This window comes from Citrobacter sp. Cm038 (assembly GCF_030333105.1).
GTDB classification, from domain to species: Bacteria; Pseudomonadota; Gammaproteobacteria; order Enterobacterales; family Enterobacteriaceae; genus Citrobacter; species Citrobacter murliniae.
On record NZ_JAOWGO010000026.1, the window covers coordinates 24,007 to 47,281 of the forward strand.

General features: G+C 49.5%; 23 protein-coding genes. 12 read left to right on the top strand and 11 right to left on the bottom strand.

Features of this window, described 5'->3' with window-relative positions; all coding sequences use genetic code 11:
- Positions 1-76: 76 nt before the first annotated feature.
- The gene (gene mlc / locus OGY01_RS23250; protein ID WP_045442657.1) at positions 77-1,297 is read right to left on the bottom strand and encodes a sugar metabolism global transcriptional regulator Mlc; all 1,221 of its coding nucleotides are present in this window, start codon (positions 1,295-1,297) and stop codon (positions 77-79) included.
- A 128-nt stretch (positions 1,298-1,425) separates the two neighbouring features.
- Complete coding sequence (gene ynfL, locus OGY01_RS23255) at positions 1,426-2,325, bottom strand: multidrug efflux transcriptional activator YnfL/SxtR(Kp) (RefSeq protein ID WP_286493821.1); 900 nt, start codon at positions 2,323-2,325, stop codon at positions 1,426-1,428.
- Positions 2,326-2,431: 106 nt separating this feature from the next.
- Here ynfL and ynfM point away from each other — a divergent pair, with 106 nt between their 5' ends.
- On the top strand, positions 2,432-3,685 hold the full coding sequence (ynfM, locus tag OGY01_RS23260; protein ID WP_045449601.1) for a multidrug efflux MFS transporter YnfM/SxtP(Kp): 1,254 nt from the start codon (positions 2,432-2,434) through the stop codon (positions 3,683-3,685).
- A gap of 45 nt (positions 3,686-3,730) precedes the next feature.
- On the opposite strand, the gene OGY01_RS23265 is transcribed toward ynfM, so the two are convergent.
- Positions 3,731-4,357, bottom strand: coding sequence for a CPBP family intramembrane glutamic endopeptidase (locus OGY01_RS23265; protein WP_404842380.1), 627 nt, complete (start codon positions 4,355-4,357; stop codon positions 3,731-3,733).
- 239 nt (positions 4,358-4,596) lie between these two features.
- On the opposite strand from OGY01_RS23265, the gene OGY01_RS23270 reads away from it, so the two are divergent.
- The 4 genes from OGY01_RS23270 (at position 4,597) to OGY01_RS23280 (ending at position 7,709) form a co-directional block, all read left to right on the top strand.
- Positions 4,597-6,084, top strand: a complete 1,488-nt coding sequence (locus tag OGY01_RS23270) for a carboxypeptidase M32 (RefSeq protein WP_045442650.1) — start codon at positions 4,597-4,599, stop codon at positions 6,082-6,084.
- 137 nt (positions 6,085-6,221) lie between these two features.
- A complete protein-coding gene (gene asr / locus OGY01_RS23275; protein ID WP_048221496.1) occupies positions 6,222-6,617 on the top strand; it encodes an acid resistance repetitive basic protein Asr in 396 nt (131 codons plus the stop codon).
- An 86-nt stretch (positions 6,618-6,703) separates the two neighbouring features.
- The gene (ydgU, locus tag OGY01_RS23830; protein WP_476579522.1) at positions 6,704-6,787 is read left to right on the top strand and encodes a small membrane protein YdgU; all 84 of its coding nucleotides are present in this window, start codon (positions 6,704-6,706) and stop codon (positions 6,785-6,787) included.
- A 100-nt stretch (positions 6,788-6,887) separates the two neighbouring features.
- Entirely contained in the window at positions 6,888-7,709 is an 822-nt protein-coding gene (locus tag OGY01_RS23280) for a trypsin-like serine peptidase (protein WP_286493822.1), read from the top strand.
- A 35-nt stretch (positions 7,710-7,744) separates the two neighbouring features.
- On the opposite strand, the gene mdtI is transcribed toward OGY01_RS23280, so the two are convergent.
- From mdtI to OGY01_RS23835, 3 genes are all read right to left on the bottom strand, one after another.
- The gene (mdtI, locus tag OGY01_RS23285; protein WP_045442642.1) at positions 7,745-8,074 is read right to left on the bottom strand and encodes a multidrug/spermidine efflux SMR transporter subunit MdtI; all 330 of its coding nucleotides are present in this window, start codon (positions 8,072-8,074) and stop codon (positions 7,745-7,747) included.
- Positions 8,061-8,426 carry a multidrug/spermidine efflux SMR transporter subunit MdtJ gene (gene mdtJ / locus OGY01_RS23290; RefSeq protein ID WP_190284577.1) on the bottom strand — a complete coding sequence of 122 codons (366 nt, stop codon included), beginning with the start codon at positions 8,424-8,426 and terminating at the stop codon, positions 8,061-8,063. The genes mdtI and mdtJ overlap by 14 nt, the downstream gene beginning before the upstream one ends.
- A gap of 107 nt (positions 8,427-8,533) precedes the next feature.
- Positions 8,534-8,704, bottom strand: a complete 171-nt coding sequence (locus OGY01_RS23835; RefSeq protein ID WP_136345589.1) for a protein YdgV — start codon at positions 8,702-8,704, stop codon at positions 8,534-8,536.
- Between the two features lie 144 nt (positions 8,705-8,848).
- Here OGY01_RS23835 and OGY01_RS23295 point away from each other — a divergent pair, with 144 nt between their 5' ends.
- A complete protein-coding gene (locus tag OGY01_RS23295) occupies positions 8,849-9,883 on the top strand; it encodes an AI-2E family transporter (RefSeq protein WP_045442636.1) in 1,035 nt (344 codons plus the stop codon).
- A 180-nt stretch (positions 9,884-10,063) separates the two neighbouring features.
- Here OGY01_RS23295 and pntB read toward each other — a convergent pair whose 3' ends face one another.
- Complete coding sequence (gene pntB, locus OGY01_RS23300) at positions 10,064-11,452, bottom strand: Re/Si-specific NAD(P)(+) transhydrogenase subunit beta (RefSeq protein WP_048221498.1); 1,389 nt, start codon at positions 11,450-11,452, stop codon at positions 10,064-10,066.
- A gap of 10 nt (positions 11,453-11,462) precedes the next feature.
- On the bottom strand, positions 11,463-12,992 hold the full coding sequence (gene pntA, locus OGY01_RS23305) for a Re/Si-specific NAD(P)(+) transhydrogenase subunit alpha (RefSeq protein WP_048222692.1): 1,530 nt from the start codon (positions 12,990-12,992) through the stop codon (positions 11,463-11,465).
- Positions 12,993-13,517: 525 nt separating this feature from the next.
- On the opposite strand from pntA, the gene ydgH reads away from it, so the two are divergent.
- The 3 genes from ydgH (at position 13,518) to folM (ending at position 16,860) form a co-directional block, all read left to right on the top strand.
- Complete coding sequence (gene ydgH, locus OGY01_RS23310) at positions 13,518-14,462, top strand: DUF1471 family protein YdgH (protein ID WP_045442630.1); 945 nt, start codon at positions 13,518-13,520, stop codon at positions 14,460-14,462.
- A gap of 255 nt (positions 14,463-14,717) precedes the next feature.
- Complete coding sequence (locus OGY01_RS23315; RefSeq protein WP_225760887.1) at positions 14,718-16,100, top strand: amino acid permease; 1,383 nt, start codon at positions 14,718-14,720, stop codon at positions 16,098-16,100.
- Between the two features lie 37 nt (positions 16,101-16,137).
- Entirely contained in the window at positions 16,138-16,860 is a 723-nt protein-coding gene (gene folM / locus OGY01_RS23320) for a dihydromonapterin reductase (RefSeq protein ID WP_045442625.1), read from the top strand.
- Here the strand turns inward: folM and OGY01_RS23325 are convergent.
- The gene (locus OGY01_RS23325) at positions 16,857-17,192 is read right to left on the bottom strand and encodes a GlpM family protein (RefSeq protein ID WP_045442622.1); all 336 of its coding nucleotides are present in this window, start codon (positions 17,190-17,192) and stop codon (positions 16,857-16,859) included. The two genes, folM and OGY01_RS23325, sit on opposite strands and share 4 nt — an antisense overlap.
- 126 nt (positions 17,193-17,318) lie before the next feature.
- Between OGY01_RS23325 and rstA the strand changes: the two genes are divergently transcribed.
- Both rstA and OGY01_RS23335 read left to right on the top strand, forming a co-directional pair.
- Positions 17,319-18,053 carry a two-component system response regulator RstA gene (rstA, locus tag OGY01_RS23330; RefSeq protein WP_286493823.1) on the top strand — a complete coding sequence of 245 codons (735 nt, stop codon included), beginning with the start codon at positions 17,319-17,321 and terminating at the stop codon, positions 18,051-18,053.
- 288 nt (positions 18,054-18,341) lie between these two features.
- Complete coding sequence (locus OGY01_RS23335; RefSeq protein WP_286493825.1) at positions 18,342-19,682, top strand: cation:dicarboxylate symporter family transporter; 1,341 nt, start codon at positions 18,342-18,344, stop codon at positions 19,680-19,682.
- 70 nt (positions 19,683-19,752) lie between these two features.
- On the opposite strand, the gene OGY01_RS23340 is transcribed toward OGY01_RS23335, so the two are convergent.
- Together OGY01_RS23340 and OGY01_RS23345 are read right to left on the bottom strand one after the other, a co-directional pair.
- Complete coding sequence (locus OGY01_RS23340) at positions 19,753-20,781, bottom strand: HoxN/HupN/NixA family nickel/cobalt transporter (RefSeq protein WP_286493827.1); 1,029 nt, start codon at positions 20,779-20,781, stop codon at positions 19,753-19,755.
- A gap of 132 nt (positions 20,782-20,913) precedes the next feature.
- Positions 20,914-21,732: an aminoglycoside phosphotransferase family protein gene (locus OGY01_RS23345; RefSeq protein ID WP_286493829.1), complete on the bottom strand. Its 819-nt coding sequence runs from the start codon at positions 21,730-21,732 to the stop codon at positions 20,914-20,916.
- Positions 21,733-21,913: 181 nt separating this feature from the next.
- Between OGY01_RS23345 and rstB the strand changes: the two genes are divergently transcribed.
- A complete protein-coding gene (gene rstB / locus OGY01_RS23350; protein WP_045442610.1) occupies positions 21,914-23,215 on the top strand; it encodes a two-component system sensor histidine kinase RstB in 1,302 nt (433 codons plus the stop codon).
- Positions 23,216-23,275 lie beyond the last annotated feature (60 nt).

Here is a 23,275-nt window from a genome sequence, read left to right on the forward strand (position 1 = left end):
AGTGGAGAAAGTCTAAGGTATGAGAGCCAGGACCAGCTTGAGATAGCGCAATTTTTCGTACGACAGTTAAAAAATGTTAACCCTGTAATAGACGAATCAACAAAGAACCGTTATACATCGCGTCCTTCACGAGCGCGGCCCCCGCCATTGTCCCTTGATTAGTAAATTGCGTACTCTCTACCACAATGTGTCGACTGTATGCCGGAAGCGCCTGCTGACGAATGCAGTCAGCAATAGTCGGGAACAATATATCAGCTGCTTTACTGAGCGGAGATCCAATAAGAATCTTTTGCGGATTGAACAAGTTCACCATAATGGCCAGAATTCGACCAACATGGGTGCCGACGCCGCTAATGATATCTTTCGCTAATAAATCGCCTTGCATGGCCGCCAGACACAGTGAGTCCACCGTCAGCGGTTGTCCGTGCAGTGAGGAACTCATCGACTGCTTAAGTCGTACCTGCGCTAGCTCAAGAACACTGTCAACACTGGCAATCGTTTCCAGACAACCATGGTTTCCGCAATAACACCGTTTCCCGTAAGGGTCGACCTGCGTATGGCCAATTTCGACCAGACTGCTACTCCCGGCATGCAGCAAATGACCGTCGGTGATCACCCCTGCACCCACATTGTGGTCAATCACCACCTGAATAACATCGCGGGCACCGCGCGAAGCGCCAAAAAGTGCCTCAGCCATGGTCCAGGCGCTGATATCGTGCTGAATGTACACGGGCACACCGGTGTGCTGCTCGAGGGCTTCGCCCAGCGGCATCTCTTTAACATCTTCGTAAAACGGCATGCGATGAACGATGCCATTTTCTGTATCGATGATTCCAGGTAAGGTGATAGCGATAGAGGTTAATCGCTCAAGCTTTTGCTGATGGCGGATAAAAAACTGATCGACCTGTGTAATAACACGAGTCAGCAGAGGAATCTCGGAGACAAGCGGCATTTCAAGGCAATCTTCAACCACCAGCTTGCTGCTGAGGTCGCGTAACGCAAGAAAAATCTCGCCACGACTGATACGAATCGATAAGTAGTGCCACGCTTCCGTTTCGACCACCAGACCAACGGCCGGACGCCCGCGACTCCCTGCTTCTTTTATTTCCAGTTCTTGCACCAGATGTGCTTCAAGCATTTCCCGAACAATTTTTGTAATACTGGCAGGCGCCAATTGTGCCAGGCGAGAGAGATCAATACGCGACACCGGTCCTAACTGATCAATCAGGCGATAAACTGCGCCCGCATTGGTCTGTTTAATTTGATCGATATGCCCAGGCTGACTATCAGCAACCACCACTTACTCCCTTTATTTTCGCGCTCCGAAATAATCTGTAGGCTATGGTGAAGCACTTCAATGGCTTCCGTCAACTTTTTACTTAGCCGTGTGATTTACTGCACATTTTCAACCATTTTTAAACTAAATTAACCGCACTGAACGGCCGCTAAAAGCTGCTGGCGAAAGCGTTGCGCAGCGTAACTCTGCTCACGGTGTTTGGGCCACACCAGCCACATTTCAGACACGGCATCTTCTTCCGCAATGGGGATCCAACACATTTCATACAACTGCACGCGTTTAAATGAGGCTGGCAGAATGGAAACCCCTAATCCTGCGGCCACCAGTCCGATAATGGTCATGGCTTCCCCAACCTCCTGAGCGATGGTCGGCGTGAGGCCATAGCGACGCATCAGGCCAAGAATATCATCATACAGGCCGGTCCCCACATGCGGGTCAAAAAAGACAAACGGTTCATTCGCCAGTTCAGCCAGTGTGACAACCGGTTTTTGCGCCAAAGGATGTACACGAGGGATCATTGCCATCAGTGGTTCATGCAGGATGACCTCCCAGCTTAGCGTGTCAGGGAGTTGCGTATTACGCAGGAGTCCCAGATCCAGCGTCCCCTCATTGAGCGGAGCAATTTGCTCACGCGTATTCATTTCACGGGTTTGCATATGCACCGCGGGGCAGCACTGGCGAAAGAGAGACAGCGTATCTGAAACTGCTTTAATAAATGGTGCTGACGAAGTAAAGCCAATTCGCAGTTCCCCTGCTTCTCCCAGATGCAAACGCTCCGCTCTTGCCGCCGCCTCATTCACTAACCCCAGGATCTGTCGGCTGTCTGCCAGAAACTGCTTGCCTGCGGCTGTCAGGGCCACGCTACGATTTGTACGCGCCAGAAGACGTGCCCCAACTTGCTGTTCGAGGATTTGGATCTGTTGACTCAACGGAGGTTGTGAAATATTCAGCCTTGCCGCCGCACGGCCAAAATGAAGTTCTTCTGCAACCGCCACAAAGTAGCGCAGGTGACGCAGTTCAATATTCATATTTTTAAAATATTATTTGAGATTATTAATATATTAGACAGAATATTGGGATTTTCATACCCTTAAGGCTGGTACTGTAGACGTAATGATTGAGCAAGGATTTCAAGTGAGTCGTACAACTATTGTCGATACCGCACCGGCAAGCGATATTGATAAACAAATTATCACCCCGCCGGATGGTTATATAAAACGCGGTACCTCCTCTTTTATGCGCGTCACACTGGCGCTCTTTTCTGCCGGACTGGCGACATTTGCTCTCCTCTATTGCGTGCAGCCCATACTGCCAGTGCTGTCGCATGAATTTGGGGTATCTCCAGCCAGTAGTAGTATTTCACTTTCTATCTCAACCGCGATGCTCGCTATTGGTTTACTGTTTACCGGTCCTCTTTCCGATGCAATTGGCCGCAAGCCGGTGATGGTGACCGCGCTGCTGTTAGCATCCTGCTGTACCCTGCTTTCGACAATGATGACCAGCTGGCACGGAATTTTAATCATGCGCGCGCTGATTGGTCTGTCACTAAGTGGCGTCGCAGCAGTAGGAATGACGTATCTCAGTGAGGAGATTCATCCCAGCTTTGTGGCCTTCTCGATGGGTTTATATATCAGTGGTAACTCGATTGGTGGCATGAGCGGTCGTTTGATCAGTGGCGTATTTACCGACTTTTTTAACTGGCGAATCGCGCTGGCAGCTATCGGTTGTTTTGCCCTGGCTTCCGCGCTGATGTTCTGGAAAATATTACCGGAATCCCGTCACTTCAGGCCCACATCGTTGCGACCTAAGACGCTGTTTATCAACTTCCGTTTGCACTGGCGTGACAGAGGGTTACCGCTGCTTTTCGCGGAAGGTTTCTTGTTGATGGGCTCATTCGTCACGCTGTTTAACTACATCGGCTATCGCCTGATGCTGTCTCCCTGGGAACTCAGCCAGGCGATTGTTGGGTTGCTGTCCGTCGCTTACCTGACCGGAACCTGGAGTTCGCCAAAAGCGGGTTCAATGACCACGCGTTATGGTCGTGGTCCGGTGATGTTGTTCTCAACAGGGGTGATGCTGTTTGGTCTGCTGATGACGTTATTCACGTCGCTATGGTTAATATTTGCCGGAATGTTGCTCTTTTCTGCGGGTTTCTTTGCGGCACATTCCGTGGCCAGCAGTTGGATCGGCCCACGGGCTAAACGTGCTAAAGGCCAGGCCTCTTCACTGTATCTGTTCTCTTATTACCTGGGGTCGAGCATTGCAGGTACGCTGGGGGGTGTGTTCTGGCATAACTACGGCTGGAACGGCGTGGGCGGATTTATTGCGCTGATGCTGATCCTCGCCCTGCTCGTTGGCTCCTGCTTGCACCACCGATTACATGCATAAAATATGTTGCCCTGGGATGCAAAACATTACCAGGGCAGCAATGGACTACGATGATGCCAGCATCGCCTGGGCTCCAATTTGCAGGCCAATAACCGTTCCATTCATCAGAATATGCAGCACTATCGGCATCAGAATTCCGTTGCTTTTTATTCTGGCAATGATCAACACCAGCGAAACAATAAACAGCAGCAGTAACGTTCTCATGTCCATATACTGCGTATGCATCAGCGCAAATATCGCCGAAACCACTAGCGACGTCAGCCATGTTTTATCATTGAACCAGTACTGAAAGGCGTTGAACAGGCAACCTCTGAACACCATTTCTTCATAAATCGGCGCAACAAATATCAGGGTCAGACTCGATAACCAGAGCGCGTAACTGCTCAGTGACACCTGAGTTGTAACCCATTCTTCATTCTGTCTGATACCCAGCACCCATGGCATGACGAACTGCACCACCAAAAGCGCCGTGAACAAAATAGCAAACCATCTTATGTTGAAGCTCCCTTTCCCTAAGCCTTTTCTTTGACGAAAGAAGAAATAATACAGTGGTACCAGCACGACGAACTCCGCGATAAACAGCAGCGGAAAAAGTAAACCCTTCGCCTGTAATGTCTGGCTTTCAGAAAAGAATAGCGGGATGAACGTGATGCCAAACATCAACAAAAACATCGAAAAGCAGCCAGATACCGCCTTTGTCCTGGCAATATAATCGTTACTTACTTCCTGTCGCACACCCTCTCCTTGACAAAATGTTATGTCAGTCGTTCTAAAGATAATTTTTGTTTATGATAAAAAGTATCATTATCATTTACAACCTACCAAAATTACATCGCATCCGTGATGAATGGGTAAATGCCTAAAATCACGTTAGACTCTCAAGTCTGGTCCATCAGAACGAGAACTAAAAAATGAGTAACACTGCTAATTATCAACAGCTCACCCGCACCTTCCAGCGGCTCTCTCGCTTCTCCCATCTCTCGGCTATCGCCAGTTGGGATATGTTTACCATGATGCCTTCCGGCGGCAGCAAAGCCCGGGGTGAAGCTCTGGCAGAACTGAGCGTACTTGAGCATCAACTTTTAACCGATCCTAATGTGGCAAAATGGATTGCCGCCGCCGAGCAGGAGGATCTTAGCGATATAGAGCAGGCGAATCTGCGCGAGATGTCGCGGTTGCATCATCAGGCTGCGCTGCTGCCGGAATCGCTGGTAGAAGCAAAATCGCTGGCGGGTAGCCGCTGTGAACATGCCTGGCGCAGTCAACGTCCGGCAAATGACTGGGAAGGTTTTGCTGAGAATCTGAAAGACGTTGTTAAATATAGCCGTGAAGAAGCCAAACTGCGGGCCGAGGCCAAAGGATGTACGCCTTACGATGCGTTGCTGGATGTATTTGAACCAGAAATGACCAGCGCGCGGCTGGACGGACTTTTCACAGACCTAAAAAGCTGGCTTCCGGATCTGTTAAATAAGGTAGTGGCGAAACAGTCTCAACAGTCACTCATCGCGCCGGTTGGCCCCTTCCCAACAGCAATCCAGCGCGAGTTAGGCCTTGAAACGATGACTCGGCTGGGATTCGACTTTACGGCCGGTCGACTGGACATTAGTGCGCATCCATTCTGCGGCGGCGTACCGGAAGATGTTCGTATTACCACGCGTTATGATGAAAACGAATTGCTCAGCGCACTTTTTGGCGTCATCCATGAAACCGGTCACGCCCGATATGAACAAAATCTGCCGCGCAACTGGGCCGGACAACCTATCGCACTGGCTCGTTCAACCGCAATTCATGAATCCCAAAGTCTGTTCTTTGAAATGCAACTTGGCCGCAGTCAGGCATTTCTGAAGGGACTAATTCCAGCGGTTAAAAAGCATTTTGGCGATCAGCCTGCGTTTGAACAACAAAACTTCATCGCCTGGAACCAACAAGTGAAGCCTGGCTTTATCCGCGTGGATGCTGATGAGGTCAGCTATCCCGCTCATGTTATTCTGCGCTATGAAATTGAGCGTGCGTTGATTAACGGCGACATTGAAGTTGATGATATCCCAGCGTTGTGGAATGAGAAAATGCAGGCATGGCTCGGACTTTCAACAATCGGCAATTATCGCAATGGTTGTATGCAGGATATCCACTGGACCGACGGTGGGTTTGGCTATTTCCCTTCTTATACGCTGGGCGCCATGTATGCAGCACAGTTGTTTAGTGCGGCAAACCGCGCATTGCCTGATTTAGAAAGTGCCATTGCGCAAGGTGAATTTGGCACCCTGTTTGACTGGCTGCATCAGAATGTCTGGCAACATGGCAGCCGTTATACCACCGAACAGCTTATTATCCAGGCCACCGGCGAACCTCTCAGCAGTCGCTATTTCCGCGCCCATCTGGAAGCCCGTTATCTGTAATCGCTTACCGTGAGTCATTGTACATATCGTTACATGCCGATACCAATGACTCACGGAAGCCTTGTGATTACAGCGATATAGTTATTTCAACGGCCCCGCAGTGGGGTTGAATGAAAAACCAAATCGAGGGTATGAGAATGAAAAAAGTATTAGCTCTGGTTGTTGCCGCTGCTATGGGTTTGTCCTCTGCTGCTTTTGCTGCTGAAACAACTGCTACCACCGCTCCGGCTGCTGCTGCGACCACAAAAGCAGCCCCGGCAAAAACAACGCATCATAAAAAACAGCATAAAGCCGCTGAGCAGAAAGCTCAGGCCGCTAAAAAACACACTAAAAAATCTGCAACCAAACCTGCTGTAGAACAAAAAGCACCAGAGCAGAAAGCTCAGGCTGCGAAAAAACATACCAAAAAAGCGGCAACTAAACCTGCTGCAGAACAAAAAGCACCAGAGCAGAAAGCTCAGGCTGCTAAAAAACACAGCAAAAAAGCAGTAAAACACGAAGCCGCTAAACCTGCTGCTCAACCTGCCGCATAAGACATCAGTAATAACAATGGCGTCCCCCACGCCATCGCATACGGCGCTAAGTCTTCCTGATTTAGCGCCGCCTTTCGGAGGGTAAAATGGTGTCACATTACCGCTTTGAGTTCATTCTTATTACACTGATAATTTGCGCCCTAATTGCTACGCACTTTTATCTTTCCTGAGTGTAGTTATCTGATTTTACTCCCACTTTCCCACCGTCCCGTCTATAGTATTAACTGAGGGTTTGCTGTTAATAATCATAATTCCCCACCAGAGTGTGATATGCATAAAACCATTGCGGTATTACTGGGTTCAATTTGTTTTTTTCCTGTCGTTGCGCATGCGGAGCAGTCCACAACGACCAGCAAAGATGCTGACGATATAAAAACGCTATTTTTTGGGCATGACGATCGCGTACAGATTACTGACCCGACACAGTCCCCCTGGGACGCTATAGGACAACTGGAAACCGCCAGCGGTAACCTGTGTACAGCAACGCTCATCTCACCTCATCTGGCCCTGACTGCCGGACATTGTTTATTGACCCCACCCAAAGGCAGACCAGATAAAGCTGTCGCGCTGCGCTTCGTATCGAAAAAAGGCGTCTGGCGCTATGAAATCCACGGTATTGAGGGTCGGGTTGATGCTTCACTTGGCAAGCGTTTAAAAGCGGATGGCGACGGCTGGATAGTGCCACCTTCCGCGGCTCCCTGGGATTTTGGTCTGGTGGTGTTGCGTTATCCTCCCAGCGGAATCACACCACTTCCCTTATTTGAAGGCGATAAAACTGAGTTAACTGCGGCGTTGAAAGCCGCCGATCGCAAAGTGACTCAGTCAGGCTACCCCGAAGATCACCTGGATGACCTGTATGCGCATCAGGACTGCGTTGTTACCGGCTGGGCGCAAAATACCGTGTTGTCACATCAATGCGATACGCTCCCGGGAGACAGCGGTTCTCCACTGATGTTGAAAACCGATTCCGGTTGGCAATTGATTGGCGTGCAAAGCTCTGCTCCGGCGGCAAAAGATCGCTGGCGGGCCGATAATCGTGCCATTTCCGTTACCGGATTTCGCGATAAGCTGAACGCTTTGATGAAGGATTAACATTGTGCTGCCCGCGTTTGCAGGCAGCACTAACATCAGGCAAGTTTTATCATAATCATTCCGGCCAGGAGTAATGCCAGGCCAATCCAGCCTTTATTATTCAGGCGCTGCCCAAAAAGCACCCATCCTGCAGCCAGCGTTGCGGCAATCCCAAATCCGCCCCACAAAGCGTAGGCAACTGAAAGATCGATGCCCTTTACCGCCTGAGAGAGTGCACTAAAGGCAGCCAATACGGCAACCAATGACAGTACGCCATACGCCTTGCGACGAAAACCATCAGAAAATTTCAAAAATACGTTAGCGACGATTTCCAGAACAATGGCCATACCCAACCATGCACCGTGAACCCACTCAAACTGCTGCATGGGTCACCTCCCTCCTCGCTTTAGACGGCTTACGCGTACCCGACTTGATCAGGACAATGCCTAACACCAGCGAGACCAGACCGGCAACCTTCATCGTGGATAAGGTTTCATCAAATAACAGCACGCTAAACAACGTAATAAATAAAATACCAATGCCTTCCCACAAAGCATAGGCCACGCCGAGTGCTATTTTTTTAACGGCAAAACTGAGAAAAATATACGATAAGGCGATCATTACCAGCATTAAAATAAAGCCTGTATTGCCATGGCCTACGCTTGCCCATTTCATCGACAGCGTTCCGGTAATTTCAGCCGCAATGGCCAGACCTAATAAAATCCAGTAAAACATGATGCTTCTCCTGCTTGAGAATATAGTCCTTTGGGCCTACTGCATGCAGCAAACCAAAAAATAGAATCAGATAGCTCAGCGCATAACGCCAGCTCAGGCAGAAGAAGGGACTAAAGCGCGTTGCGCCAGTGTTGCTCACCCGCAAGCAGGAAAGTAGAGGAGGTACGAAGAAGTGTAGGTAAACGCAAAAAAAGCCTGAACATATTGTCCATAATATTACAATTATCCGCAGTGTTGCTTCTCGTCATCGCGGATGATAATTGTCCTCGGTAGTTAAACACAGATGATTTGTATCATAGGTTCATTACGAACTCAAAACCTTTTCACTTCTTTACCCGGTTCGTTTGCTTTTTGTTAGGACGGCTCGACACAAGTCACATTATTATTTCAGGTACAGTTTCAAAAATAAAAAATCAGGAATAAACATGGCGAAACCGATCATCACGCTTAACGGTCTAAAATTAGTCATCATGCTGGGCATGTTGGTTATCATTCTTACCGGCATTCGCTTCGCCGCCGATATCATCGTGCCATTTATCCTGGCGTTATTTATCGCGGTGGTACTTAATCCGATGGTACGGCGCATGGTAAAACTTCGCATACCTCGAGTAGTAGCAGTGTCATTGCTGATTGTTATTATTGTCATGCTAATGGTGCTGCTTTTGGCTTATTTAGGTACATCCTTAAATGAACTGGCGCGCACGCTTCCACAATACCGTTCATCGTTGGTTATCCCGCTGAAAAATATCGAGCCGTGGCTACAGCGCGCTGGGATCGGCGTCTCCGTGGACGAGCTTGTCAAATATATCGATCCCAACGCTGCAATGACGCTGGTCACCAATTTACTGACACAACTTTCCAATGCTATGTCATCGATTTTTTTGCTGCTGTTGACGGTTGTTTTTATGCTGCTGGAAGTACCGCAACTGCCCTGTAAACTGCAACAGATGATGAGCCGACCACTTGAAGGAATGGCGGCAATTCAACGAGCGATCGACAGCGTCTCTCACTACCTGGTACTAAAAACGGCTATCAGTATCGTCACCGGACTGGTTGCCTGGGGCATGCTTGCAGCGCTGGATGTACGCTTCGCCTTTGTCTGGGGCTTACTGGCCTTCGCGCTCAACTATATTCCTAATATCGGTTCAGTACTGGCGGCCATTCCACCTATTGCTCAGGTGCTGGTATTTAGTGGTTTTTATGATGCGCTGGTGGTACTGGCGGGTTATCTGGTGATTAATCTGGTATTCGGCAATATCCTCGAACCCCGCATTATGGGACGCGGGCTGGGACTCTCCACACTGGTAGTGTTTCTGTCGTTAATCTTTTGGGGTTGGTTGCTCGGACCGGTGGGTATGCTACTTTCCGTGCCGCTGACCATCATCGTTAAAATTGCGCTTGAGCAAACTGAAGGCGGTCAAAGCATTGCCGTCCTGCTTAGCGACCTCAACAAAACGTAAATCGCAGTTGTGCTAAAGAGCGCTATAGAGATGCTCTGCACGGTTTTGACGTATACAAGATGGCCGGTACCAGAGTGTTTTTCGCATCGGATAAGGCATCGGAAGAATGGCATACCCAATGCACGGGATCTTTATACAAAAACGGCCTCCGAAGAGGCCGTCGTATTTTTTGCTAATGTATTACAGCGCTTTCAGAATAGCGTCCACGCTGGCTTTGGCATCACCAAACAGCATATGGGTGTTATCTTTAAAGAACAGCGGGTTCTGCACACCAGCATAACCGGTATTCATTGAACGTTTGAACACGATAACGTTTTGCGCTTTCCACACTTCCAGCACCGGCATACCGGCAATTGGACTGCGCGGATCGTCCTGCGCCGCCGGGTTCACCGTGTCGTTCGCACCGATAACCAGCACGGTATCGGTATCGGCGAAATCATCATTGATCTCATCCATTTCCAGCACGATGTCATACGGCACTTTGGCCTCCGCCAACAGAACGTTCATATGACCAGGCAGGCGCCCCGCTACCGGGTGAATACCAAAACGCACCTTAATGCCGCGCGCACGCAGTTTCTCAGTGATTTCAGCGACCGGATATTGAGCCTGAGCCACTGCCATACCGTAGCCTGGGGTAATGATCACCGAATGCGAGTTTTTCAGCATTTCCGCCGTGTCTTCCGCATTAATTTCACGATGTTCACCTGCTTCCTCGGCATCACCAGCGGAAGAGCCATCGGTACCAAAACCACCGGCAATAACGCTGATGAACGAGCGGTTCATCGCCTTACACATAATGTAAGACAGGATCGCACCCGAAGAACCAACCAGCGCGCCGGTTACAATCAACAGGTCGTTGCTTAACATAAAGCCTGCTGCCGCTGCCGCCCATCCTGAATAGGAGTTCAGCATTGAAACCACAACCGGCATATCTGCCCCACCGATAGACGCCACCAGATGCCAGCCGAAAGCCAGCGCAATAATGGTCATCACCAGCAGAGCCAGAACCTGCAGCCCTACGCTTTCGGTACGAACAAATACCACCAACAGCAGGAACGAAACAACCAGCGCTGCAAGGTTCAGTTTATGACGGTTTGGCAGCATCAGCGGCTTAGAAGAGATCTTGCCGCGCAGTTTGCCAAACGCCACGATGGAACCTGTGAAGGTCACCGCACCGATGAAGATGCCAAGGAACACTTCGGTCAGGTGAATATTCACCAGAATCGGTTCCAGACCGGTATCGTGATACAGGTAGCTGTTAAAGCCTACCAGCACCGCGGCCAGGCCTACGAAACTGTGCAGAATCGCAACCAGCTCCGGCATCTCGGTCATCTCAACTTTCTTCGCCAGACGAATACCAATCGCGCCGCCGATGATCATCGCCACCAGGATCCATGCAACGTTGCCGGTATCCGGGCCAAAAATCGTCGCAATCAACGCAATCGCCATCCCGGCGATACCAAAGTTATTCCCCTGTTGGGATGTTTCGTGTTTTGAAAGTCCCGCCAGGCTGAAAATAAACAGGATCGCGGCAACAATGTATGCAGCTGTAACTAATCCTCCAGACATGTGTTACCCCTTAGTTTTTCCGGAACATTTTCAGCATGCGCTGAGTCACGGTGAAGCCACCGAAAATATTAATGCTGGCAATAAGCACCGCGATAAAGCTCAGGAAACTCACCCAGCCACCCTGGCCAATTTGCAATAATGCGCCCACAACGATGATCCCTGAAATGGCGTTAGTCACAGACATCAGCGGTGTATGCAGCGCATGCGACACATTCCACACCACGTAGTAACCAACCACGCAGGAAAGCGCAAACACCGTAAAGTGCCCCAGGAACTCTTTTGGCGCCACATCGGCAAGCCAGCCAAACAGAATAACTACCAGTGCCATCAATGCATACTTACGCCACGGCGATACCGGTTTCTTCTCTTCTACTGGTGCAGGCGCTGCTTTTGGCGCAGCCTGCGGCTGAGCGGAAACCTGGATTGGCGGTGCAGGCCACGTTATTTCACCCTCGCGAACTACCGTCACACCACGCACGACCACGTCATCGAAATCAACGGTGATATTGCCGTCTTTCTCTTTGCATAGCAGTTTAAGCAGGTTAACGAGGTTAGTACCGTACAACTGGGAGGACTGGGTTGGTAAACGGCCCGGAAGATCGGTATAACCAATGACCTTCACACCGTTCTCGGTAGTGGTCACCTGATTGGCAACGGTGTACTCACAGTTACCGCCGTTTTGCGCGGCCAGATCGACAATAACGCTGCCCGCTTTCATGGAGTCAACCATTTCACGGGTGATCAGTTTCGGTGCCGGTTTGCCCGGGATCAGCGCGGTTGTTACGATAATGTCAACGTCTTTCGCCTGAGCGGCAAACAGCTCCATCTCGGCTTTAATAAACGCTTCGGACATTACTTTGGCATAACCATCGCCGCTGCCTGCTTCCTCTTTGAAATCCAGTTCGAGGAACTCAGCGCCCATACTCTGAACTTGTTCTTTAACTTCCGGACGTGTATCAAAAGCGCGAACAATCGCCCCCAGGCTATTTGCCGCACCAATGGCTGCAAGACCTGCAACACCGGCACCGATAACCATCACCTTCGCAGGAGGAACCTTACCTGCAGCGGTGATTTGCCCGGTAAAGAACCGACCGAATTCATGCGCAGCTTCAACAATGGCGCGATATCCGGCAATATTAGCCATTGAACTTAGGGCATCAAGCGACTGCGCGCGCGAAATTCGCGGCACGGAGTCCATTGCCATTACCGTTACATTCCGCTCAGCGAGCTTTTGCAATAACTCAGGATTTTGTGCAGGCCACAGAAAGCTGACCAGCGTAGTTCCCGGATTCAGCAACGGAATTTCGAATTCTTCCGGTGCATTGACCTTCAGGATAATCTCTGACAGCCAGACAGCATCCCCGTCAACAATTTCTGCGCCCGCTTGCACAAACGCCTTGTCGTCAAAACTAGCCAGTTGACCCGCGCCGCTTTCAACCGCGACGCTAAAACCCAGCTTCAGTAACTGCTCAACCGTCTTCGGCGTTGCTGCAACACGGGTTTCATTGGTTAACCGTTCTCTTGGTATGCCAATTCGCATAATGTTCCCTTCCATCTGTATTTTTGATGATGGTTTATCAATGTTCGCAAGAGGCATCTGCGCACTCACGTAAGAGGTAAGCGTTACCTCAACAAAATAAAACAGTAACAAACTCTGTATAACCTACTGAAATTAGCGCTTGTGATCTAGCGCCAAAAAACAGTATTTATTATGAAATTCGCAAAACAGGGATGAATTTCCCCTCAGACAGGGATAATGCCCTTGAAATAGCCCACAAAGGCCGATAATTCGCTCAAGCGAAGCGGCAAAACATGATTAAGCGCCACCATAAAACAATTGATTAACATTAAATTAACTTATGAAATTCAACTGCTTCATTAGTTTTAGCGCTCAAACGTCGAATTTTTGGACATATCACAAAATGTTATCGCCATTGTTACTTTGCGTGGCACGATGAGTGAAAAATGACGCAGACACTGACACAATTTAAATGCAATAATCAGCCACGTTTCTAGTCAATAACAATACCAGTACCTGGTTTGCGCAAGGCGAAGGATTATTTTTATGAAGCTTAAGAACACTCTCCTGGCGTCCGCACTCCTTTCTGCGACTGCTTTTTCTGTAAATGCAGCGACAGAATTGACGCCGGAGCAAGCGGCTGCCCTGAAACCCTATGACCGCATTGTGGTTACCGGCCGTTTTAATGCTATTGGCGATGCGGTTACCGCCGTGTCCCGCCGTGCAGATAAAGACGGTGCAGCCTCCTTTTACGTTGTTGATACCTCAGATTTTGGCAGTGGTGGTAACTGGCGCGTTGTAGCCGACGTCTATAAAGCTGACGCGGAAAAAGCGGAAGTCTCCAAAAATCGCGTGATCAATGGCGTTATAGAATTACCGAAAGATCAGGCCGTTCTGTTGGAACCTTTTGATACCGTTACGGTACAGGGTTTCTACCGCAGCCAACCTGAAGTAAACGACGCCATCACCAAAGCGGCGAAAGAAAAAGGGGCTTACTCTTTCTATATCGTTCGTCAGGTCGATGCCAACCAGGGCGGCAACCAGCGTATTACTGCGTTTATCTATAAAGCCGATGCTAAAAAACGTATTGTCCAAAGCCCTGATGCAATCCCTGCGGATTCTGATGCTGGTCGTGCAGCGTTAGCTGCAGGTGGCGAGGCAGCGAAGAAAGTTGAGATCCCAGGCGTAGCAACAACCGCTTCTCCGAGTGCTGAAGTGGGCCGCTTCTTCGAAACCCAGTCAACCAAAGGCGGACGTTACACTGTCACTCTGCCGGATGGAACCAAAGTCGAAGAATTGAACAAAGCAACCGCCGCAATGATGGTGCCATTCGACAGCATCAAGTTCACCGGTAACTACGGCAATATGACTGAAGTGTCGTATCAGGTCGCTAAACGTGCCGCGAAGAAAGGTGCTAAGTACTACCACATTACCCGCCAGTGGCAGGAACGTGGTAACAACATGACCATCAGCGCCGATCTGTATAAATAATGTCGATGACGTTATAAATGTCTTATCTGGCCTACAGCTCTGTAGGCCAGATTATTCACAGCCAGAATGCCATCAGGCCAGACTCAAACATCACGATTAAGCCGACTTTTCACACTATCAGTCACAAATCTCTCTAACCCCATTGCATGCGCTCTCTTCTCTCCGTAAAATCCCGCGCCTTAGTGGCTTTCACCATTTTTATGCGGTTTGCCAAAATAATTATTCTCTCACTCTCGTTTTTGTAACTGGATACAAATGGAAAAGAAATTGGGTCTGAGCGCACTAACAGCGCTGGTTTTAAGCTCAATGCTTGGCGCTGGTGTTTTCAGTCTGCCACAAAACATGGCGGCAGTAGCCAGCCCGGCGGCATTACTGATTGGTTGGGCGATCACCGGTGCGGGGATCCTCCTGCTCGCTTTCGCTATGCTAATTCTGACGCGTATTCGCCCGGACCTGGATGGCGGTATTTTTACCTATGCGCGTGAAGGCTTCGGTGAGCTGATTGGCTTCTGCTCTGCGTGGGGATACTGGCTGTGCGCCGTTATCGCTAACGTTTCCTATCTGGTTATCGTTTTTTCTGCGCTCAGCTTCTTCACTGATACTCCTGAATGGCGTCTGTTCGGCGACGGCAATACCTGGCAATCTATCGTTGGGGCATCGGTGCTGCTGTGGGTAGTCCATTTTCTGGTTCTGCGTGGAGTACAAACGGCAGCCAGCATCAATCTGGTTGCTACGCTGGCGAAATTACTGCCGCTGGGATTGTTTATCGTATTGGCATTTATGCTGTTTAAGCTCGATACCTTTACTCTTGATTTTACCGGCGTGAAGCTTGGTGTCCCCGTCTGGGAGCAGGTCAAAAATACCATGCTCATCACGCTATGGGTGTTCATTGGCGTGGAAGGTGCAGTGGTGGTTTCTGCGCGTGCGCGCAATAAACGCGATGTTGGTCGCGCTACGCTGCTGGCGGTCCTCGCCGCATTGGGTGTTTACCTGTTAGTTACCCTGCTATCTCTTGGCGTTGTTGCCCGTCCTGAACTGGCCGAGATCCGCAACCCGTCGATGGCCGGTTTGATGGTCAAAATGATGGGACCGTGGGGCGAAATTATCATTGCCGCCGGTCTGATTGTCTCCGTCTGCGGTGCTTATTTAAGCTGGACGATTATGGCTGCAGAAGTGCCTTTCCTGGCATCCACGCACAAAGCCTTCCCGCGTATATTTGCCCGACAAAATGCGCAGGGTGCACCATCAGCATCCCTGTGGCTGACCAACATCTGCGTACAGGTTTGTCTGGTTCTGATCTGGCTCACAGGTTCTGACTACAATACGCTGCTGACTATTGCCTCAGAGATGATTCTGGTGCCCTATTTCCTGGTCGGCGCATTCCTGCTGAAAATCGCCACCCGTCCGGTTCATCAGGCTGTCGGTATCGGTGCATGTATTTATGGCTTATGGTTATTGTATGCGTCAGGCCCAATGCACCTGTTGCTGTCTGTTGTGCTGTATGCGCCAGGGTTACTTGTTTTTCTTTACGCCCGCAAAACGCTCACGCACGATAACGTATTAAAACGCCAGGAAATAGCATTGATCGGTCTGCTACTCGTAGCCGCCGTTCCGGCAACCTGGATGTTGATGGGGTAAGCGTCAGTCCCATCGTTTGATGCAAATGGAGATTACGATGGGTAATAAGCCCCCTTTACCAATTCTTATCACCGGCGGAGGTCGTCGCATCGGCCTCGCTATCGCATGGCATTTTCTGAATCAAAAACAGCCAGTAATCGTCAGCTATCGAACGCATTATCCGGCCATTGATGGCCTACGTGACGCCGGCGCATTGTGTATCCAGGCTGATTTCTCAACCGATGCAGGTGTACTGACTTTTGCAGACGAGGTCAAAACACGCACAAATGGGTTACGCGCTATCGTGCATAACGCCAGCGCCTGGATAGCAGAAAAACCAGGCACCCCGCTGTCTGAAGTGTTGTCCAGCATGATGCAGATCCACGTCAATACCCCCTACCTGCTTAACCACGCGCTGGAAGGTTGCCTTCGCGGTCACGGACACGCAGCCAGCGACATTATCCACTTTACGGATTACGTCGTGGAGCGTGGCAGCGACAAGCATATTGCCTATGCAGCCAGTAAGGCTGCACTGGACAATATGACCCGTTCATTCGCCCGAAAACTGGCACCAGAGGTAAAAGTTAACGCTATCGCCCCCTCACTGATCCTGTTTAACGAGGGTGATGATGCCGAGTATCGCCAACAGGCGCTGAACAAATCGTTGATGAAAACAGCTCCAGGTGAAAAAGAGGTCATTGATTTAATAGACTATCTGTTGACCAGCTGTTTTGTCACGGGCCGTAGCTTCGCCGTTGATGGCGGTCGTCATCTGCGTTAGTGCAGTTTTATCCAACAGAAAATCAGTAACCACGCGCTCAGGCTCCAGCATACAACTGCCCCGCCGAGCGCAACGGGTAAGCGCATAAAACCGGTGAAGTACCAAAGCGAAATGAGATAGACAAAATAGGGAATAATCGACCACATGCTGAACACAATGGTGGTACGTAACGCTTCAATTCCACGCTCACTGGCCACAATATAATGAGCGATCAGCGCAAATGTCGGGAACAAAGGAATTAATCCCGCGATATAGTAATTCTTTGTTTTAGCCAGCAAACCAATCAACACCACGACCAGCGCACCCAGCGCCGCTTTTATAACGAGCCCCATCACTTAGCCTTAACACATTGACAACATCAGCCTCTAGCATAACGGAAGCGTTCTCGTTTAGAAAAGATTAATGGAAGGAAAAACGGGGGCGGTGTATGTTGGCGTTTTATATTCAAAATGAATGATATGAACACCATCGTATTTGTTGAAGATGATCCCGAGGTAGGCTCGCTGATTGCCGCCTATCTGGCCCGGCATGACATTGAGGTTATTGTTGAGCCTCGTGGTGATCTAGCCGAAGAGAAGATCCTGCAAGTTCAACCCGATTTGGTGTTGTTAGATATTATGCTTCCGGGTAAAGACGGAATGACTATCTGCCGCGATTTACGCAGCCGTTGGCAAGGTCCAATAGTCCTTCTGACATCGCTGGACAGCGACATGAACCATATTCTGGCGCTTGAAATGGGCGCCTGCGACTACATACTGAAAACGACGCCTCCGGCAGTGCTACTGGCTCGCCTGCGTCTGCATTTACGTCAGAATGAACATTCAGCACAATCAAAAGGAATTCAGGCAGCCACGATTACGCCGCATACCACACTGCGCTTTGGCACACTAACTATCGACCCTACCAACCGCTCCGTACTGCTCGCTGGAGAACAAGTCGCCCTCTCGACCGCTGATTTCGAGTTACTCTGGGAACTGGCTACACACGCGGGACAAATTATGGATCGCGATGCGTTATTGAAGAATCTGCGCGGCGTGAGTTATGACGGACTTGACCGTAGTGTGGATGTGGCGATTTCCCGGCTGCGTAAAAAGCTGCTCGATAACGCCACGGAACCGTACCGTATCAAAACCATCCGCAATAAAGGTTACCTGTTCGCCCCGCATGCCTGGGATGACGAACAGCGCAAATAAACTGTTCTCGCCAGGCTGGTTGATTCAACCGGTCTGGTGAAATCCCCCTGCTTTCAGACATATTATTGTCTTTAATACAGCCCATCAAAGTGACACTGTCACACAAATTGTATGCTGGATAAGCATAAGAACCACACCTGAGTCAGAACCACACTTTTTGTGTGGCCCCAGGCATTCTCTCTCCCTATAATCCGTCCCGGTCCTGAACCCTTAGGGTTCGTAGGTTTATTTCAGAAATCAAAACTCTTTCCGGCATTTCAGGTGCTGAATGAGGCAAGAGGCTACAATATGTTCGTTACACTCGCGTATATCGCGTTTTTTTTGGTTTGTTCATGGGCAATATTCAGAATCAATCAAAAAAGTAATTCCCTGTCAAAAAGTGTTTTCATTGCCATTTTTTTGGGTGCCATTATAGGCTTGTCCCTGCATCTTATAACTCCTGACCGCAGTAAAATGGTTATCGACTGGTATAATATCATCGGCAACGGTTACGTAAATTTACTGAAACTGGTTGCGGTCCCTCTGATATTTATCTCTATTCTCTCTGCTATTAACAACCTCGAAAACAGTGCTGGCATTGGCAAAATGTCGCTAACTATCGTCGGATGCATGTTATGTCTGGTGATGATTGCCGGGTTTATTGGGCTACTGACGGCGCATGTTTTAGGTTTGGATGCCAGTGCTTTCGGTCATATGCAGTCTACGCTGACGGATGCCGATGTGAGTAAAACAGCGGCCATTTCGCTGCCTAAACTGGTCACTTCTTTAATTCCCACCAATATTTTCCTCGACCTTACGGGGGCCAGAAGTGTTTCAGTTATTGGTATTGTTATCTTCACTCTCCTCGCCGGCGTGGCATTATTAAAAGTCAAACAGGACGCGCCAGAAGAAGGTGAAAAATTAAGCGCAGGGATCAATGCCATCCAGATTTGGGTCATGAAAATGGTGCGGATAGTTATTGCGCTGACCCCATATGGCGTGATGGCATTAATGGCCGGAGTCTTCTCCGCTTATCGCTTAGAGCAATTTGCCAGTCTGCTGGGATTTATTGGTGCCTGTTACATCGCGATACTGATGATGTTTTTCGTTCACGCACTGATACTGGTACTGAGTGGTAACAATCCCATTCGCTATTTTAAAACTGTCTGGCCGGTATTAACCTTTGCGTTTGTTTCGCGCAGCAGCGCGGCATCGATTCCGCTGGCTATTACAGCGCAGGAAAAGTTTGGCGTTCAAAATACCATTGCCAATATCGCTGCTTCATTTGGCTCCAGTATGGGGCAAAATGGCTGCGCCGGGATCTACCCCGCGATTATGGTAGCAATGATTGCCCCGACGATGGGCATCGATCCGCTTTCAATTCACTTTCTCCTTGCCATGCTACCGGCGATTGCGCTGGGATCGATTGGGGTTGCTGGTGTCGGTGGCGGTGGCACATTTGCCGCACTGATCGTCCTTTCAACACTCAATTTTCCGGTCGCACTGGTGGGTATTTTCATTGCCATTGAACCCATTGTCGATATGGCAAGGACGGCATTAAACGTTAATGGCTCGATGATGTCTGGGGTACTGGCAAACCGTATTTTGAATAAGGAGTCGCCTGCACAGCAACGGGTCAATGCGAATTAATCGTCCTCAATAAACCCGTTAATTGCTCTGCAGACAAAAGCCTTTCTGTCCACAGAAAGGCTTTAATATTTCAACTGAACGTCAACCCGTCGTATTTTTTCCAGCGATAATTCAATGCAGAGATAATCCAACAGGTAATAAATACGCCGATAATAACGAACCCAACATTCCCCATATGTTCACTCAGGCGGCCTACTGTGTCCCATAAACCGCCCTGCAGTGAAAATACCTCTGACAACAGACCCAGAGCTTCCAGCCCACCGATAAATACAGCAACAATTACTGATGTCCCGGTGATGGTCATATTGTAATAGAGTTTTCGTTGCGGCTTATTAAACGCCCAGCCATAGGCTTCGACCATCAACATACTGTCAAGGCAATCAATCAACGCCATTCCACAGGTGAAGAGCGCCGGAAATATCAGGATTGACCAGATGGACATACCACTCGAAGCGCTTGAAGCAGAAATACCTAACAGCGAAATTTCCGTAGCAGTATCAAAACCCAGACCAAATAAGAAACCGACAAAGTACATATGCCAGTCTTTGCCCACCAGTCTGAATGCCGGGCGGAAGATCCAGCTCAGCGGACCAGCAACGGTGACATCTTCAGTGGAACCAGCATAGATACCCGTCTTTTTCAGGTGACGAAATGCCTTCCATACCTGACAAAAAATGATGAGATTGATGGTAGCCAGAATAAGCAAAAATGCGGCAGAAACTGCGGTCCCTATAACTCCCCCGACATTTTGCAACCATAGCATATGCTGTTTAAATGCACTGGTAGTCAGGGCGATACCAATGCTGGCCAGCACCACAATGGTGGAATGCCCCAATGAAAACCAAGCCCCGGTGGTCAGCGCGCGTTTTTTCTGCTGAATAAGTTTTCGTGTCGCACTGTCGATGGCGGCAATGTGATCGGCGTCAACAGCGTGGCGCAGCCCATAACACCATGCGATAAGACATAGCGCCAGTAGTGAAGTGTTATTGCTAAACGCAGTGAACGCCCAGAGCCAGGCCACAACATTTGCACCGACCAGAAGAGTCACCAGCAGAATAATGTGTGGGCGTTTTTTAAGGAAGGAAAACAACAAATTCACTATTTCCGCCAAATTAATTTTGTAGTCAAAGACACAACTGAACCGCTGTTCTCTGGTTGATTAATAAAACATTTACCAGCCTAATGATAACGTTTAAAAATTACCAACCAGTGCTGTAGATCAAAGTTGATGCTAGCCATGCTCAAGTTCAGCTATGGCTAACTCAGCCACCCGCAGGGTTATAGCCGCATTATCACCCTCTTCCAGAAACCATGCGGAAGACAGTCCGCACCATGCCGCTATCCACATCAGGAGTCGTTCACGTTCAAGTTCGGCAACCTCAGAGACAACGTCTACGCGTTGTACGAATGTTTCAGGTTCAATAGCAACTGACATTGTGGTATCCGCAAGATCGGGATTAGTGAAAATATTGGCATAATCAAACCCACGCTCACCGATTAATCCTTTGGGATCAATTGCCAGCCATCCTGAAACACCAAAATCAAGAACATTGTTGTGGTGCAAATCACCGTGAAGAACTACAACCTCGCGAGGACTGGAGAACAATGATTTTGCCAACTCTGCGCAACGCATCATGATACCGCCATGAATTTGTGCAGCAGGCGCAAGATCATGAAACCAGTGATGCAGTGGAATTAGCGTTGGCAAAGATGCATTTGGCGGTACATGGAGCTGCCTTGCCGTGTGGCAGATTATGCGACATGCTTGCTCATCCTGTCCTGTGATCGACAGGGTAGATAAAGAGCCAACCCCTGTCGCCCGCTCTAAGAGTATTGCCCCATCCTCATGAGCCAGCACGTTCGCTGCTCCCCGCCCGTTCCACCAGGCCATTAGCTCGCAACCTCGACGCTCACTATCATCATTCGTGATTTTTAGGATCGCTTTTTGGTGATCTTTACGCATCATTACCGGTAAAAGCTGCGACGTATGAGTTATGACAGGAACGCCATCAGGAATAAGTCCCCAGCGACTGAGATAGTTACTGAACATGTGTTATTTCCAACATTTTTGGTTGCCGGGTAAGAACGTTTAGCGAGTTTCTTTTGCAGCAGTATAACTGTACTCTGCCAGGATAAGTGCGCGTGATGGTAAACGGAGAGCAGTTCTGAACCGAAAAACGCCTCCATAGCTAAAACGCATCGCTACCATGTTAAGTATCCGGTGAATTTTTATGAAGAAGCTGTTTGTGCAGTTTTACCTCTTGCTGTTCGTCTGCTTTCTGGTCATGACCTTATTGGTCGGGCTGGTGTACAAATTTACCGCAGAGCGCGCTGGCAGACAGTCACTTGATGATTTGATGAAAAGCTCGTTGTATCTGATGCGCAGCGAATTACGTGAAATTCCCCCACGCGACTGGGGGAAAACGCTGAAGGAGATGGATTTGAACCTCTCGTTTGATCTCCGCGTTGAGCCACTGAATAAATACCATCTGGATGCTCCGACCATGCAGCGGCTGCGCGAAGGCGATATCGTTGCACTCGACGATCAGTACACATTTATTCAGCGTATTCCCCGCAGCCATTACGTGCTGGCCGTAGGTCCGGTTCCCTATCTCTATTTTCTGCATCAAATGCGCCTGCTGGATGTCGCGCTAATGGCGTTTATTGCCATCTCCCTCGCCTTCCCGGTGCTAATCTGGATGCGCCCACACTGGCAGGAGATGCTTAGACTGGAAGCCGCCGCGCAGCGTTTTGGAGAAGGACATCTGAGTGAGCGACTGCACTTTGACAGCGGATCCAGTTTTGAACGGCTGGGCGTGGCGTTTAATCAGATGGCGGACAATATCAATGCGCTGATCGCCAGCAAAAAGCAGCTTATCGATGGTATTGCCCATGAACTTCGTACCCCCCTGGTGCGATTACGTTACCGACTGGAGATGAGTGATAACCTCACCGAGCAAGAGTCTCAGGCTCTGAACCGCGATATTGGCCAACTGGAAGCGCTAATTGAAGAATTACTCACTTACGCCAGACTGGATCGCCCGCAGAATGAGCTAAAGCTCAGTGTACCGGACCTGCCCGTTTGGCTGGTAACCCATCTGGAAGATGTACAAAGCGTCACCCCTGAGCGTTCGGTGCGTTTGCGTCATCTTATAACCGGTGATTACGGCGCACTGGATATGCGTCTGATGGAGCGCGTACTGGATAACTTGCTAAATAATGCCCTGCGCTATTGCCAGTCTACGGTACAAGCCAGCCTGCTGCTGCACGGAAATCAGGCAACACTGGTTGTCGAAGATGACGGTCCGGGTATCGAACCCAACGCCCGCGAGCAAATTTTTGAACCGTTTGTTCGCCTTGATCCCAGCCGCGACCGCGCCACCGGTGGCTGCGGGCTGGGTTTAGCTATCGTGCACTCCATCGCGCTGGCAATGGGCGGTACTGTAGTCTGTGACGAAAGCGAGCTGGGCGGAGCCAGATTCACTTTTAGCTGGCCCGTCTGGCATAACATTCCCGAATTTTCCGCTGCCTGACCTATACAGCTCGGTGGTCAGGTGCTAAACATTGTGCTATAAAAAAGTATGTTGTAACTA

Coding starts and splice junctions, on each gene's coding strand:
- OGY01_RS23325 (WP_045442622.1), bottom strand. CDS start 17,192: ATGGGGCTCGTTATAAAAGCGGCGCTGGGTGCGCTGGTCGTGGTGTTG.
- rstA (WP_286493823.1), top strand. CDS start 17,319: ATGAACACCATCGTATTTGTTGAAGATGATCCCGAGGTAGGCTCGCTG.
- OGY01_RS23270 (WP_045442650.1), top strand. CDS start 4,597: ATGAGTAACACTGCTAATTATCAACAGCTCACCCGCACCTTCCAGCGG.
- pntA (WP_048222692.1), bottom strand. CDS start 12,992: ATGCGAATTGGCATACCAAGAGAACGGTTAACCAATGAAACCCGTGTT.
- ynfL (WP_286493821.1), bottom strand. CDS start 2,325: ATGAATATTGAACTGCGTCACCTGCGCTACTTTGTGGCGGTTGCAGAA.
- asr (WP_048221496.1), top strand. CDS start 6,222: ATGAAAAAAGTATTAGCTCTGGTTGTTGCCGCTGCTATGGGTTTGTCC.
- folM (WP_045442625.1), top strand. CDS start 16,138: ATGGGTAATAAGCCCCCTTTACCAATTCTTATCACCGGCGGAGGTCGT.
- OGY01_RS23280 (WP_286493822.1), top strand. CDS start 6,888: ATGCATAAAACCATTGCGGTATTACTGGGTTCAATTTGTTTTTTTCCT.
- mdtI (WP_045442642.1), bottom strand. CDS start 8,074: ATGCAGCAGTTTGAGTGGGTTCACGGTGCATGGTTGGGTATGGCCATT.
- ydgH (WP_045442630.1), top strand. CDS start 13,518: ATGAAGCTTAAGAACACTCTCCTGGCGTCCGCACTCCTTTCTGCGACT.
- OGY01_RS23345 (WP_286493829.1), bottom strand. CDS start 21,732: ATGTTCAGTAACTATCTCAGTCGCTGGGGACTTATTCCTGATGGCGTT.
- rstB (WP_045442610.1), top strand. CDS start 21,914: ATGAAGAAGCTGTTTGTGCAGTTTTACCTCTTGCTGTTCGTCTGCTTT.
- OGY01_RS23335 (WP_286493825.1), top strand. CDS start 18,342: ATGTTCGTTACACTCGCGTATATCGCGTTTTTTTTGGTTTGTTCATGG.
- ydgU (WP_476579522.1), top strand. CDS start 6,704: ATGGTGTCACATTACCGCTTTGAGTTCATTCTTATTACACTGATAATT.
- OGY01_RS23315 (WP_225760887.1), top strand. CDS start 14,718: ATGGAAAAGAAATTGGGTCTGAGCGCACTAACAGCGCTGGTTTTAAGC.
- OGY01_RS23265 (WP_404842380.1), bottom strand. CDS start 4,357: ATGTTTTTGTTGATGTTTGGCATCACGTTCATCCCGCTATTCTTTTCT.
- OGY01_RS23295 (WP_045442636.1), top strand. CDS start 8,849: ATGGCGAAACCGATCATCACGCTTAACGGTCTAAAATTAGTCATCATG.
- pntB (WP_048221498.1), bottom strand. CDS start 11,452: ATGTCTGGAGGATTAGTTACAGCTGCATACATTGTTGCCGCGATCCTG.